Source organism: Mammaliicoccus sp. O-M54 (assembly GCF_022386035.1).
Taxonomy (GTDB): Bacteria; Bacillota; Bacilli; order Staphylococcales; family Staphylococcaceae; genus Mammaliicoccus; species Mammaliicoccus sciuri_A.
On sequence record NZ_JAJNJE010000002.1, the window covers coordinates 204,840 to 220,260 of the forward strand.

Below are 15,421 nucleotides of genomic sequence, written 5' to 3' on the forward strand. Positions count from 1 at the left end.
ATGACATTAACAAATGAAAAAGTAAGAGTCGCGCATATTTCAGACCTTGAACCATTAATCGGTAAGAAAGTTATCGTTGGAGATACGCAAATTGGTTTATTTTTAACTGAAGAAGGTAACATTCGTGCAATTAATAATGTTTGTCCTCATAAACAAGGTCCATTATCAGAAGGTACAGTGAGTGGAGATTATGTATATTGTCCGCTTCATGATCAAAAAATCGACTTATCAACTGGCCAAGTTCAAGAACCAGATGAAGGATGTGTCGCAACTTATCCTGTAGAAGTGGTCGATGGAGACATATACGTATGTCTATAATCGAACAACCTCAAGTTTATTTAGTCGGTGCAGGTCCAGGAAATCCTTTATTACTATCTAAAAAAGCAGAGCGATGTATCAAGCGGGCAGATGTTATTTTATACGATCAACTCGTAAATCCGTTTGTATTACAATTTTCATCTCCAGAAACGGAATGGATTCATGTTGGTAAACGACCTTATCACAAATCTATGAAACAAGAAGATATTAACCAATTACTTGTCGAAAAATCACGCACAAATAAGACGGTCGTTCGTCTAAAAGGCGGTGATCCTGCAATATTTGGACGCCTTGCAGAAGAAGTTTCTACATTAAAATCACACAATATTACATTTGAAGTCATACCTGGTATAACAGCCGCTTCAGCTGCTATGAGCGAACTCAATCGAGGGTTAACAGAACGCTATGTTTCAACTAATATTACTTTTACAACAGGCCACTTCAAAGATAATGAAGAACAATCCATTGATATCACAACACTCAAAAATGGTGGCACCCTCGCCATTTATATGGGTGTTAAGAGATTACCAACTTTAGTTAAAGAAATTAAAGCAGAAATAATAGACGATATACCAGTAGCCGTTATCTTCAGTGCAACACGACCAGAACAAACAGTCATCGCAGGTAATGTATCTAATATCGTCGATAAAGTACAATCACTCTCACAAATACCAGGACCCGGCATCACAATCGTAGGTCATGTTGTTAGAGAATTATTTGAAGATATATCAAGTAAAGAAGAAGTCGAGTACGTAAAGTTTATAGGTGATCGACAGAATATAATAGATGATGCATTAGAAGTGTATGAAACAGGCGGATGGGCAATCATAGATGACCGCAATCACCCCAACCTACACCCAACACAACATACCATCCTCACCGAGCTCATCAATCAAACAACATTCACAAAAGTTGTAGATACAGAAGTCGTGAATGTGTAGGATGGTAGAGTTTGGTGAGTGAACACGGTGAAGTGAAGGCGCACGAAGACTACAAGATATCGTGCGTTAGGCCCTGAAATAATGCCCTGGCGCACGAAGACTGCGAGATATCGTGCGTTATGCCCTAAAATAATGCCCTGGCGCACGAAGACTTCGAGATATCGTGCGTTATGCCCTGAAATAGTGCACTGGCGCACGAAGACTTTGAGATATCGTGCATTCCCAAATTAAAACCAGTAGCATTCCACATATGGGATGCTACTGGTTTTTCTTATTTATTAAGCTTTTACTTAAGTTGTACTTCTATAAGCAAATTATTGATTATATTTAGTACAAGGTAGTACAAAATCTACTAATTGAAATATCATTTCCATATCATGTGTCACTATAAAAATAATATTATCTGGCGAAGATAGTGACTTTATCTCATTACAAAATTGATCTAATGAGTTTCTATCGAGCCCTGAAGTTGGTTCATCAAATACGATGATTTTTTTATCAGATAGCAATGCAGATGCTACGGCTGTACGTTGTTTTTCTCCTCCCGAGAGAGAAGCAGGATGCCGCGTCTCTAAATGAGACAAACCTAATTGCTTTAAGATTTGTTGTACTTGTTCTTCTGTTGCATCTGTACCTAAACGAACTTCATTTAAAAGTGTATTTGAGAACAATTGTTGATTTACGTCCTGCATGACCATAAATCCTTGTTTATTCAACATTTTCTTCTTTAATATCTGTTTATTTTCTTTGATAGCACCTTTATACTTGGTAAATCCTAATAATGTATTTATAAATGTCGTTTTTCCTGCACCATTCTCTCCAATAACACCGATAATACTGCCACCTGAAAATTGAAGGTGAGGAATACAAAACACAGTCTTATCGTGATAAGATACTTCTACTTCTTCAAGTTCAATAGATAGTGAGGAATCTTCGTCAACATTTCTTTGAATTTGACATAATTCCCATGATTTTTCATTTGTTAGTTGGTTCAATTTTTTAGATAAAGAATCAACATTCATACTTCTGAGACCCATTGTAGACAACTCTTGTTCACTTTTAACATATAGTTCATCAAATGTATAAGTTGCTTGATGTTGTCCGGATTTCAAATATATAAATCTATCTGCTAAGTCTTTTAACCAATAAAGGCGATGCTCAGATAATAGAATCGTATAGCCAAGTTTCTTCAAACTAGTCAGTAATATCTTTAATAATTCAATTGATTCATAATCTAAATTAGCAGTAGGTTCATCAAGAAGTAGTATTTTGGGCTTCATAGAAATAATAGAGCCACAAGCAACACGTTGTTTTTCTCCACCAGAAAGTTCAAATATGCTTCGATTAATTAGATTTTTTAAGTTTAAATCAGTTATTGTCTCTTCTGTTCTCTCTAGAATTTCTTTTCGTGTTAAATTTAAATTTTCACATCCGAAAATCAATTCATTAGAAGTATCTAAATTGAAAAATTGAGATTTTGGATTTTGAAATACAGAACCAACATTTTTAGCTATATCACTAATAGTCTGGCCGTTAATTGATGCACCAAAGTGCTTTACTTCACCTTCCAAACTTAAGGTATCGTAAAATTCAGGTATTAACCCATTTATTACCCGGGTAATCGTTGTTTTGCCACAACCACTTTCTCCGCATAAAACGACACACTCACCTTGTGCTACTTGTAATGAAAACTCATCAATAATTTTAGTAGTATCAGATGTTGTCACGCTAATCTTTTGAAGATCTATCGCATTCATACGTTCATCCCCCTTTAAAAATAATGACGAGTGCAATAGCTATAAATATCACAAGATAATCTACAATATTTAGTCGGAATTTGATGATGGTCGTACGCTTTCTTCCGACATCTAATCCACGTGTCATTGCAGCTGCCGAGAGTTCTTCCATCACTTTACCGGATGAAATCAACATCGGAACTACCAATCGTTCTATGGATAAGATTGGATGTTTCAAAAAGTAAATTGGACCGATATTAATATTTCTAAAAACCAATGCTTGTCGTATATTCTTTAAATGCTCTAATAATGTTGGAATAAAACGTAACATTACTACAAAAGCGACTGCAAAAGCATCTGGAATATGTAAGATTTTAAACATTGCCAAATATTCACTAGTAGTTGTTTTTTCTGCTAAAATATAAAACATTGCAATCGCTGGTAAAAATACTCTAACAACATTAAATATTATAAAAATAAAAGAAAAGTTTTGACTTAAATGAACTAATTCAGCAATTCCTTCTAAAGCAATCGTCCCAAAGAATATCACGACAAACAGATAACACTTCATCATTTCTTTAGTATTCAATAAAAATAATGATGTTAGTCCTCCTACAATACATTCTCCCAGTATCGATCCACTTCGCATCATTATTATAGATGAAATAATAAAAACGATAATTTTTGTAATAGGTGAAATATCTACGAAAGCATCTTTTTTAAAATGCAATGGCACGTTTACAGTGTTCATCATGTTCATACAATGCCGGCCTTCACAAAATGTTTTTTATTTAATTTATTACCTATAATTGCTCCAATGATACCGCCAATAATAGCAAGAGCTACTATTACGAGGATAATCCAATTTGGTGTGAGTGCAGAAAATTGTTCAACATAATCTTTTCCATAATAATATTCCGAAGACTTCATAAATTGATCCCGAGCAAATATTAGCATTGTAAAAGGACCAACTACAATAATATTAAAGATGCTATAAGCAACTATATTTTTGAGCTTAGTATATTTACTTCTGTCTTTTAATACAATTTCAGCTAATATACCTGCGACAATAGCAATAAATAAAGGTGCAATAGTAGAAGATGACAATGTTAATCCAGATAATATAGCCAAAATAAACACCGCACCTCTCTTCGGAACTTTAGAAATATAAAGTATAAATACTGGTCCTAAAATAATTCCAGCTATTAAAGGTGTTAATAAGAACGTAACCGGATTAAGACCAAAAAGCATGCCAGTGGCCACTAAGATGACAATATATATTGCAGCAAAAGCACCGGCAAAAATATAATCTTTCGTATTCATTTTTTTCTTCATTTTACTCACTCTTTTCGTTTCAACTAGTCGTTATTTGACTCAGTTTTATTGTTATAAAAATTAATTAATTTTATGTTTATACTTCATTTACTTGCCAATCACCACTTTTACGTTGAAGGGATACAAGATGATGGTATAAATGCTCATTTGCCATCAATTGTTCATGTTTACCTTTTTCTTCTATTCTTCCTTCTTTAAGTACTACAATTTGATCACAGTGTTCAATCGTTTTAAGACGATGTGCAATTACCATGACGGTTTTATCTTTAATTAATTCACTTATAGCATTTTGAATCAATATTTCATTTTCAGGATCGAGTGATGCAGTCGCTTCATCCAACAACACGATTGGTGCTTGTTTTAAGAAAGCTCTCGCAATCGATAAACGTTGACGCTCACCTCCAGATAGAGTTTGTCCATTCTCTCCAATTACGGTTTCAAATCCATCTGGTAAACGTGTAATAAAGTCCGTACAATTTGCCATTGCGGCAGCTTGATAAACTTCCTCATCCGTTGCATTACTATTACCAACCTTTATGTTATTAAATACTGTATCGTTAAAAAGGATGACATCTTGGAATACAATGGAATAGTAAGATAATAATTTTTCTGGATGAATTTCATTAATATTATGACCATCAATTAAAATTTCTCCACTATGGGTATCCCAAAAGCGTGCTGACAATTTAGCCAATGTACTCTTACCACAACCAGATGGACCGACTAAAGCCGTGATTTCACCTTGCTTTGCAGTAAAAGAAACGCCATGGATAACTTCTTTATCGTTATAACCAAAAGCAACATTTCGGAACTCGATATCAAATTTTGTTAATTCAACATTTGAAGAACCACCTTGTTCTTCAATCTCAAAGATATTTTTAATGCGCCTTGCACTAACAAGTGAATAAATAAATTCACCAATTTTGTATAACGAATTCGTTAAGGGGTCATAAATACGTACTGCTACAAAGATAAATAGTATAAATCCAAGTACCGTCAACTGTTGTTGTACTAATAGATAAGTTCCAAGTAGAACAACGATACCTAAACCAACTCTTAAAATGTTATAAGAGATAGAGATAAAGATCCCTACTAGAACTTCATATAGGACTGCCCATGGAATTACAGATTTAATTGTATGTGTTAATTTTTGAATATATTGTTCTTTTTGACTGGAAGATTTAATCACTTTGATATTCTCAAAGAACTCTTGCAAACTTTCAGAAATATTTAGTTTGAGTTGTCTATTTTTCTTATTAGTTGGTGTTGTAACAAATTTCGAAAGTATAATAAAAAGTAAAGAAACAGGCATACATAGGAAGAGTGCTAAAGCCATCTGCCAATTATAAAATGCCAATATCACTGTAATAAAACCACTAGATAGAATACCAGACACTAAGTTTGCAAAATCACTTGTTAACTGTTTCTCTATAACAGAAACATCATCCATCAATGTACTTGTAAAATCACTTAAATCTTTTTCTCCTAAATATGATAGTGGCAATTTACGAAACTTCTCGGCCATTCTCAATCGCATTTTCGCTGATTCTGTCCCAGAATTAATATACATTTGTTGGTACGTTACTAAATAAATAACAAAGATTATGGCTAATAGGATAATACAAGCAATTAAATAGCCCCAAAGTAGAATGGGTTCTTCTTGTGACTCTTGAATGTGTTTAATCATATCCTCAGCCAACATGACTAATAAAATAACGGGCAACACAACTGAGATTTGATGTAATGTTGTTAAGAACGTCGTTTTATATAAGTCTTTCTTACCTTGTTGAGTTAATGAAAATAATTGCTGAATATTCATCCTGTCACTCCTATCTTCCAGCTCACACTTTCTTGATAATTTCGATACATCTTGGCATAGACGCCATCTAGTGCAATCAGCTCATCATGTTTTCCTCTTTCGACAAGAGATCCAGCATCCATTACTAATATTTGATCCGCATGAGTTATTGTGGATAGTCGATGCGCAATCATTAATACCGTCTTACCTTTCATTACTGAATTTAATGCTTTTTGTATTTTGTATTCATTTTCTGCATCACTAAAAGCGGTAGCTTCATCTAATAGTACAATTGGAGCATCTTTTAATATTGCACGAGCAATTGCAATACGTTGAATTTCTCCTCCTGAAAGGTATACACCTTTCGTTCCAAATACTGTCTCTAAACCTTGAGGCATTTTGTTTATAATTTCACGACACTGTGCTTGATCTACTGCACGTTCTACCTCTTCAATACTTGCATCAGGTCGATAAAATCTAATGTTTTCAAGCAAACTCATCTTAAATAATTTTGTTTCTTGAAATACATAACTAATATTTGACATTAAATCATCATATTCTAAATCACGTACATCAATACCACCAATGGTTACGTTGCCTTCGTCTATATCATAAAATCGTGTAATCAAATTAAATACTGTTGATTTTCCACTTCCAGAGGGTCCAACTATAGCTGTGACAGAGTTTGAAGGGCTTTTAAATGTTAATTCATGAATGGCTTGATTAGTCATACCTTCATAAGTAAATGTTACATTTTCAAATTTTACGTCGTAGTTTTCGTCTATTCTTAAGCTATTACGTGTAGGTAGAGGTTGTGCGCTATAAATAGTTGATTCTAAATTATCCATTGCATTAAAAATAATCATTGCTTTATACGAACTTTCCATAATTCTCATCAACATAAATGCGACTAAAGGTGTGAAAATCGCAAAGAATATATAACTTAATAACATATCAACTTGACTATCTTTATAATTAAAGAAGATAATTGCAGCTGGAATTAAGAATGCAAATATTCCATAAACACAAACAATATAACCACTCATCGCATTTCTCATTGAAAGTGCGTATTTTATAGTAAAATCTCGATAATTCTCTATAGCCTTGTTAAAGACTTTAAATGAAAATACTGTTTGTCCAAATACTTTTACAACAGAAATACCTCGAACATATTCCACAACATCATTACCCATACTAGTAGATGCTACTTGATATTGTTCCAGGAATTTTTCACTTTCTCCACCCATCATAAAGCGTAGCAACATAAATCCAATGATGACCGGTATGAGACAAACAAGTGATAATCTCCAATCAAAAATAAAAATAAGTACTAAAAACGCTATAGGTGTCGTAAGTGCTTGTGCCATATCAGGCACTTGATGGGCTATGTAATGTTCAACTTCTTCTGTATTTTTTTCTACAAGTTTTCTCAATTTACCAGTTTGATGCTTTTGAAAATATCCTAACGGTAATGATTTCATGTGATAAATGAGTTGAATTCTATATTTCGCTACTGTGTTAAAAGCAACTATATGTGACAATAAAAGTGCAAGACCATATAAACCAAAAGCTATCGACACATATAATACTGCATTCCAACCATACTGCGTCATATTGTCAACAACTGGCTCAGTTAATCCATTTTTAGCAGTCAACATTTCCTTCACTACATAATAAACATTCAAATAAGCGCCAAGACTCACTACACTTGAAATGATAGATATTGCGATAGAAGCATAAAACAGATAAACATAATTCCCCATGATCTTTGTAAGTTTAGTTAGATTTTTATTCTTCATAGTCTCAGTATGTAACTTAGTTAATAAATTACACATCCTCCTTTCCTGTTAATAGATATACCGTTTATTCCGGCTGTTCGTACTAGCACAGCCATATCTTAATATCGATGCTATTAAACTAATCAAAAGCACAATCATTACGATTTAAAAAGTAAATAATTCACCTCTTTTTATATAACATTTCATTACTACAATGAATATATTTATCTTTTTAATGTTATTATTAAATTTTTATAGAAACTTACAATAATATAATAACCTAGTTGATAATCATTATCAATGACATTATGTAAAAAATTTACAGTAGAACAAGACTTTCTATCCACAAAAAAAGAAGCCTCTTAACGAGACTTCTGTCATTTAATCAATATATTCAACTTCATTTAGTGTGCTGTTTGTCCGCCGTCTGCGAGATAAACTTGGGCTGTCATAAATTTGGCTGCGTCAGAAGATAGGAATAATACCATTTCTGCGATATCTTCTGGTTGTGCTGCTTTAGCCATTGGCACACCTGATATCATTTGTTGCCATTTCTCTGGATCGTCTTTCCAAGATTTCGTCATTTCTGTTTCTGTTAGACCTGGTGCAATTGCATTAATTCTAACGCCACTTTCACCGTAATCGAATCCTGCTGATTTTGTCATACCTACTACAGCATGTTTAGCTGCAACATATGGTCCCATTTCTGGGTCTGCAATCAATCCTGCTACAGAAGCTGTGTTTACAATTGTTCCACCGTTTTCAAGCATTTGTGGAATTTCATATTTCATAGATAAGAAGACACCTTTAACGTCTACATCTAATACTTTATCAAAAGTTTCAACATCGATATCAGCAAATTTATTTGGTTTATTTAGAATACCCGCATTATTAAATGCATGATCTAAACTGCCAAATGTTTCAACTGCTTTATCGACTAAATTTTTCACTTGATCAGGTTGTGAAACATCTGTTTTTACGAAAATGGCATTACTATTTTTGTCTTTGATTTCTTGAACCGTTTGTTCAGAACGTTCATCGACATCACCAATCACAATATTGGCACCATTTTCAGCAAATTTTAAAGCAGTAGCCTTACCAATACCCGAAGACGCACCCGTAATCAGAACCGTTTTGCCTTCAAATTCACTATACTTAATCATCCGAATCACTCCTATAATATTTATACTTATATTTTAACAAGTAATTTTACATAATTGTTGCAAAGTAACTCGGGTGAAATATGAATTTTTCTAAATTATTTATTTTAAATCTTTATCTCTTAATTAATGGAAAAATATTGCCTGGGAAATGAATTGAAGTTGTATTATTTTTTGTTTTTTAAACCTAATAAATATCTATAATATGCTACTCTCACTTCAGAATCTCTAGCATAGAAGAAATGCTGTCCTGGGAACGTATTAACCTCAAACAGCCATATTTTTCCGTCAGGTTCTATACCAATATCTATACCTAATGCATCAATATCAAAATTATAAAGCTTCTCAAAATTGAGCGGAATCGTTTTACATAAATTATTGAGTTCAATCCTTATATCTTTCCAATTCTTCTCGAAATTATGTTCTAAAAATGGTGTTAACATTGCTACACCACCGCCTTGACTTACATTTGATGTGATATTTTTACCTACACCTATGCGTGGATAGATCTCAACTTTTTCCCATTGACCCTTTTGGTTTTTTCTCACATGAAGACGGATATCAAATGGGTTATTTTCAATTGTTTGTGATTTTATGAAAGGTTGCGCAACATACTTCTCTTCGCTTATATTCTCATTATAAAAAGTTTGTAACTCATCAATTTCAATTGTCCAATTTTTATCATCGTTTAGAACATCGATTTTTTCATCGCTTTGATTTAGAACAAATATATTTCTACCTTTACTGCCAAGAGTCGGCTTTAATACAATTTTTTTATACTTTTGTAGATGATTTTTTAAATCATCATAAGAAGCCACTTCATCAGTTGGAATAATTAAATCTTCAAATCTTTTACTTTCTTGCATCTTATTAAAAATAAATGATTTAGACCCTAAACCTGGTGTTGTAAATATAGCTTTCTTCTTTAAAGCTTTAAATATTTCAGGATATTTTCGTTTATCCATCGGTACATTATCCACTATATCTGGAAATTCTGTACGCTTTTTTACCCATTGTCCATCTTCAAAAAATAAACCATCAATTGTCTCATTTTCAAGATCAACATCATCATAAGTAAATACAAAAAAGTCTATATTATAAAAATTACTTATATATGTTAGTGTTCTTCCAAGTACACCTTTTTTATGCTTTTCTCGTAATAATCCTACTTTCATAAACAAAATCCTCTCTTAATTAATTTTTATTTCAAATGCTCGATTTTCCCAGTCTGTTTCAATATATTCTTTACCTTCAGCAATAAATTCTACTATTTCTTTAAATTGTTCATCATTCACATAATCCGGACACCAAAAAGTATCCAAATTATTTGCATAGAATGGCACTAATCTAAGTTTAATTTCATCATTTTCAAGAAACTTCAATTTAGTTAAGAAACCATATGGTAATGCATCATGTTTATCAAATTCACCGTTACTATTAAAAATCCCATTTCCCATACTATAAACAATCACCGTGTTGTTATATCTTCTTAATTTTTGAATCGTATGAGGACCGTGCCCAAGTATTAAATCACAGCCACTATGAATCAATTGTTCTGCATTCTCAACTTGATACGGTAAAATTTGTTTAAAATCAACGCCCCAATGTGGTTGTACGATGATAAAACAATTAGGATCTTCTTGTTTCTTTCTTCGAATTTCTTCATTTATTAAATATAATGGTGCCACACCTGCATCATGACCAATAGCGTAAAAATCAAATTTACGATATGCAATTTTGCGATACCAATAGCCATTATAAATATATACATTTCTATTATTTATATTTAAATGTATCGGTGCTAAAGCTTCTTTAGAGTTCAGACCAGCACCAAATACTTTTAAATCGTTATTTTTAAAGCCTTCAATAGTCTGTTTTAAACGATTAAGTCCGAAATCCATCGCATGATTGTTTCCTAAAGAAACAGCATTTAAATTTAATAATCTTAATGCATTTAATGTTTTTTCTTCATTTGCCCATAATAAAAATGGTTTCGCACCTTCTAAATTTGATACTTCACCTTCTTCAGTAAATACTGCTTCAAAATTGATAATGTTATATCCATTTGGATCAAAGAATGTCTTTAAATGCTTCAATGAATGATCATAACCATAACGCATTAATGCATCTTCTTGATTGCGCTTTTTTCGACGTTCTGTATAAAATTCTCCAAAGTATGTATCACCTAAAAAATTAATTTCTTTTTCTCCTGTGAATGTTTCAACTTCTAATTTAGGCGCTTTAATATCGAATTGAATTTCGTCCATTGCTTCTTTCAGTAAGAAATCTCTATGAAACGCGTTATCTGCACCCATTATAGCCAATAACACACGCTCATTATTAATGTTAGTTAAGACAATCCCGCTGTTATCATGTGACCCAAATAAGTAGTTGCATACGACACGATCATCAGTATCTATGAAACTTGGATTTTCATAAACAGTGCCACGATAATCAACTAATGAACTATTATATAATTTAAAATCTTTTTCATATTGGCCAAACATTTTTTCTCCAATCTTCAAAAGATCTTCTATCGTATAAGATTGAGGCTTATTTTTCATCTTTCTACCACTAATATTTATAGCAACCTGCTTTTCTAAATCATACTCATCCCGCTTCACTTTCACTTTGATAGCAGGATTATTTCTAGTAGGATCTAGATGTTCTGCGATAGCCAATACAGCTGCATTACAATTAAGATTAATGACTAATTGTAATAACTTATATATCGTAATTTCTTTCCCTTCTTCTAAAAACACTTTATCTTTTCTAGAAGTTTTAGAAATAAATTCACTAATTTTCACACTTGCTTGTAGTTTAATCTTTTTATATTTAAGCAAATCTAAAACATAATTTAAAAATAGAGCATTACCCAATCCATAATCATTTTTGTCTTTATTGCCCTTTTCATATAGTACTTTTTTATCATTCAGACGCATCGCCACGACTTTATAATTATTCATACACTTAACTCCTTTAAAATTAATAGAAAGAATCTATAATCACTTTTTGAACTTACTAAATTGAATAGTGTAAAAGATAAAGAATTTAAATTAAATATACCAAATAAAAATAATATTACACTACTTTCATGTTAATCCTCTTTTAAGCATTTTTACATTTACATTTTATTACAATTATTAGACCTTTACTATATTAATTACATGTTATTTTACGAACTAAAATGTTCGGATATTGTTTTGTTTTAATAATATTTTACATTTTATATATATTAAAAACTTTCTCTATCCTCATAATATTCACTTTTTCAGCTTGCACATTTAATATAATAATTATATAAACTTTATATACCAATATAAATAAATAAAAATAGAAGTGAATTTTGAATAAAGTTGAAAAATGGACTTATAATGTCCATTTAAATATATATATTATACATCAGGAGTTGATTAAGTTGGACAAAGCCACTCGTGTATTATCATTACTCACGCGTCTATTAAACGGGGATGTTGTGAACAAGTCAGAGTTTAGCAATATTGCTAATGTTGGAGAAAAATCGATACAAAGGGATATTAATGATTTAAATATGTTTTTCTATGAGAGCGATTATTGGAATAACAAGAATACTAAAATCGTTTATAGTCGTTCACTAGATGGATACGTTCTTTCAAATGGTTCATATTCAGCCGATAGCTTAGCACTGTTAAGTCTATTAATTAAAATCAAAAGCTTAACACCTATGTTGCACAAAAGTGTTTATAACCTTTTTTTAGATAATATTTCGCTTAACCGTATTGAAGATAAATACATTCTAAAAAGTGTTTTGAATCACTTTAATTTACGTTCCGAACCACTACCAGGTATTCATTTAATGAATTTGCAAGAATGTATTACGAAAGGGTTAAAAGTTCGTATTGAATTAGATAAAAAGTTGGTTGTAAAGCCATTGTCTCTTATGTATATGCACTATGATTACTGGTTAACTTATGAGTATGAAGCTAAAATTCATACCGTTAAAGTTCAAGATATTAAGTCAGTATATATTTTAGAAGCTTCTACATATGAAAATGTACCCAACTTACAACCTGTTAAATTTGAAATAGACGTATCTATTTGGGATCAGTTTAAACAGCAATTTTCAATCAAAGAAATCTTAGAATACAAAGATAATAAAATTATCGTCTTAGTATCGTGTACAGAACTAGACTCCTATTACATAGCATATCAACTAGCACCACTCGCACGCATGTTAGGTCCACAAGCTTATATCGATGCCTTTATAAACCGTTTAGACAAAATAAAACACACATACAAAGGAGAATGATTTATGAAGAATTTATTAGGCGTTTGTTTAGTATTAGTTCTATTATTAGCAGCATGCGGAAAGAATGTAGACGGTACATATTCGAATAAAGACATTAGTATTACAGCAAATAGCGAGACTGGAGAAGCAACATTACATATGGATGCACTAGAATCAGGCGGACTATTTGGCATAGGTGCAAATGACGGAACCTTAGACGGAAAAGTCAACTCAGATGATAAAGTCATGACATTTAAAACAGAAGACGGTCAAGATTTACAACTTAACTATAAAGTCAAAGGAGACAAACTCATCATTGATAGCCCAGGGAATGGCGATGAAGAAGTAGAGTTGACTAAAGAATAGGAGTAGAGAATATAAATGGACATATTCAAAAAATATTTTAATACACCGAAAGTACCTATTACTTTTTACTACACACCTTATATCTATGTATTCTTGACGAAGTTTATTTATATGACGTTTGATGGCTCGTATAGCTTAATGAGTTGGATTTACAATATAATACTGTTTCTTCTAGGTAGCTATACTTTCGCATGGATGAGTGATTACGTCTTACAATTTAAAAGTAATGTTTTTCTAAGGTACTTCTTTATGAGAAGCGTCATTTTTAGAAGAGACTTCGGTACGCTTGCTCGAATGTCGTATGATTATAATCGTCAAACAATGCCTACTAGTAAATTACATGTTCAAGGCAATAAATGGACTTGGCGTGAAGCTCATGAAACTTATATCAAACGTGTTTTCTTTGGATTTATTATAAATATAATTGCTAAGTATATTTTAGCTTGGATGTTTTTATTCGTATTTACGATTTCAATATTCCTACATCCTATCGTTATGAAGAAATACTACAAAAGAATTAAAGAATTAGAAGATATTGAACCTTGGGAAGAGGTATAAAGGTGTTTGACGATAGAGGTAAAATCTTTGGTTATGTACACAGACCCGTGGAAGAAGAAACGCCATGTGGTTGTATTTTAGGAATGTTAGGTACATTTACATTTTTAATGTTTTTAGGCGCACTTAGTGCACTAGGCGGTGATACTGAAGCTGCAAATTGGTTTAAAGACATTGGTGCTGGATTATATAAAATCTATCGAGTCATATTTACGCCAATATTCCTTATCATGTCATTCTTTATAGTGAAGTACATTTTCATTTCATCACTATATTTGGGAGAAAAATTCTACAAAGAAACGCCAACAAAATCCCGAAAAATGATAATCACTATCATAATGACATGTATTATAACTATATTTTTATTATATAAACTCGCAATGTTCATACGTTTAATTTAACTAGAACACCGAATTAATAACTTAAATGGGAGATTTAACATGAAAAAATTATTAAGCATTTGTTTAGGGGTAATTATTTTATTGGCTGCTTGTGGTTCTGATAGTAAAAGTGATGAAAAGTCTAAAGAAAATAACACTTCTAATTCACAACAAGAAAAGAAAAATAATTCGGAATCAAATAGTAAAGTCAGCAGTATAGATAAAGAACTGGAAAAGGAACTGCAAGAAAATGAAAACAAAGTAGATTCATCTTCAGAAGACGATGAAGATGAAGAATTCAACAAATTTGAATATGATCTAAATTATGTAGTATCTAAGAAAGAAGAAGAACAATTGGAAAAATTGTTATATAAAGACACGAATGCTTATGGAAAGATTACTGACATTGACCACATATGGCAATATGGTCAAGAAGACAGACATGATCAAACATTCACTATTGATGGACAGAGTATTATTTATGACGGGAAAAATAAAGATTTATATAAAGACAAGGAGAGTGAAATGTATCAGGTTAAAAAAATCGATGATCATTCTGTTGAAGGTGTTATAGCAAAAACACCAAAATCTCAACTTAAAGAAGTAAGTAACCCTGTACTTAAAAATAGTAAACTGATAATAACGTATATTGACGATAATACAATCAAAATTAAAAAAGATGACTACCCAGAAGAAACGTTACATGCATCTATTAATAATGACGGAGAATAAATGATACATTATTGCCTGGGAAATGACTCAAATGATTAAGATAGTAGCTTTCATA

15 protein-coding genes are annotated in these 15,421 nt (G+C 31.8%); 7 read left to right on the plus strand and 8 right to left on the minus strand.

All coding sequences use genetic code 11. The features are described from left to right. Positions 1-318, plus strand: a complete 318-nt coding sequence (nirD, locus tag LQ673_RS04955) for a nitrite reductase small subunit NirD (RefSeq protein WP_037590293.1) — start codon at positions 1-3, stop codon at positions 316-318. Next, entirely contained in the window at positions 309-1,259 is a 951-nt protein-coding gene (gene cobA, locus LQ673_RS04960; RefSeq protein ID WP_196307737.1) for a uroporphyrinogen-III C-methyltransferase, read from the plus strand. The genes nirD and cobA overlap by 10 nt, the downstream gene beginning before the upstream one ends. A 314-nt stretch (positions 1,260-1,573) precedes the next feature. Here the strand turns inward: cobA and LQ673_RS04965 are convergent, their stop codons facing one another. The 8 genes from LQ673_RS04965 to LQ673_RS05000 form a co-directional block, all read right to left on the minus strand. Beyond that, positions 1,574-3,016, minus strand: a complete 1,443-nt coding sequence (locus LQ673_RS04965) for an ABC transporter ATP-binding protein (protein ID WP_196307736.1) — start codon at positions 3,014-3,016, stop codon at positions 1,574-1,576. Positions 3,017-3,020: 4 nt separating this feature from the next. Next, on the minus strand, positions 3,021-3,755 hold the full coding sequence (locus LQ673_RS04970; RefSeq protein WP_239705674.1) for an energy-coupling factor transporter transmembrane component T: 735 nt from the start codon (positions 3,753-3,755) through the stop codon (positions 3,021-3,023). After that, positions 3,752-4,330, minus strand: a complete 579-nt coding sequence (locus LQ673_RS04975; protein ID WP_196307735.1) for an MptD family putative ECF transporter S component — start codon at positions 4,328-4,330, stop codon at positions 3,752-3,754. The genes LQ673_RS04970 and LQ673_RS04975 overlap by 4 nt, the downstream gene beginning before the upstream one ends. A gap of 76 nt (positions 4,331-4,406) precedes the next feature. After that, positions 4,407-6,149 carry an ABC transporter ATP-binding protein gene (locus LQ673_RS04980; RefSeq protein ID WP_196307734.1) on the minus strand — a complete coding sequence of 581 codons (1,743 nt, stop codon included), beginning with the start codon at positions 6,147-6,149 and terminating at the stop codon, positions 4,407-4,409. Further along, positions 6,146-7,963: an ABC transporter ATP-binding protein gene (locus tag LQ673_RS04985; RefSeq protein WP_239705675.1), complete on the minus strand. Its 1,818-nt coding sequence runs from the start codon at positions 7,961-7,963 to the stop codon at positions 6,146-6,148. Before LQ673_RS04985 ends, LQ673_RS04980 begins: the two co-directional genes overlap by 4 nt. A 347-nt stretch (positions 7,964-8,310) precedes the next feature. Further along, positions 8,311-9,069 carry an SDR family NAD(P)-dependent oxidoreductase gene (locus LQ673_RS04990; protein WP_126477139.1) on the minus strand — a complete coding sequence of 253 codons (759 nt, stop codon included), beginning with the start codon at positions 9,067-9,069 and terminating at the stop codon, positions 8,311-8,313. Between the two features lie 164 nt (positions 9,070-9,233). Then, the gene (locus LQ673_RS04995) at positions 9,234-10,241 is read right to left on the minus strand and encodes a YheC/YheD family protein (protein ID WP_239705676.1); all 1,008 of its coding nucleotides are present in this window, start codon (positions 10,239-10,241) and stop codon (positions 9,234-9,236) included. A gap of 15 nt (positions 10,242-10,256) precedes the next feature. Beyond that, on the minus strand, positions 10,257-12,032 hold the full coding sequence (locus tag LQ673_RS05000; RefSeq protein WP_239705677.1) for a CapA family protein: 1,776 nt from the start codon (positions 12,030-12,032) through the stop codon (positions 10,257-10,259). Positions 12,033-12,484: 452 nt separating this feature from the next. Between LQ673_RS05000 and LQ673_RS05005 the strand changes: the two genes are divergently transcribed. From LQ673_RS05005 to LQ673_RS05025, 5 genes are all read left to right on the plus strand, one after another. Further along, complete coding sequence (locus tag LQ673_RS05005) at positions 12,485-13,354, plus strand: hypothetical protein (protein WP_196307731.1); 870 nt, start codon at positions 12,485-12,487, stop codon at positions 13,352-13,354. A gap of 3 nt (positions 13,355-13,357) precedes the next feature. Then, complete coding sequence (locus LQ673_RS05010; RefSeq protein ID WP_239705678.1) at positions 13,358-13,699, plus strand: hypothetical protein; 342 nt, start codon at positions 13,358-13,360, stop codon at positions 13,697-13,699. A gap of 15 nt (positions 13,700-13,714) precedes the next feature. Beyond that, positions 13,715-14,257, plus strand: a complete 543-nt coding sequence (locus tag LQ673_RS05015; RefSeq protein WP_224658848.1) for a hypothetical protein — start codon at positions 13,715-13,717, stop codon at positions 14,255-14,257. A gap of 2 nt (positions 14,258-14,259) precedes the next feature. Continuing rightward, positions 14,260-14,655: a hypothetical protein gene (locus tag LQ673_RS05020; RefSeq protein WP_196307729.1), complete on the plus strand. Its 396-nt coding sequence runs from the start codon at positions 14,260-14,262 to the stop codon at positions 14,653-14,655. 81 nt (positions 14,656-14,736) lie between these two features. Next, entirely contained in the window at positions 14,737-15,366 is a 630-nt protein-coding gene (locus LQ673_RS05025; protein WP_239745010.1) for a hypothetical protein, read from the plus strand. Positions 15,367-15,421: the final 55 nt, after the last annotated feature.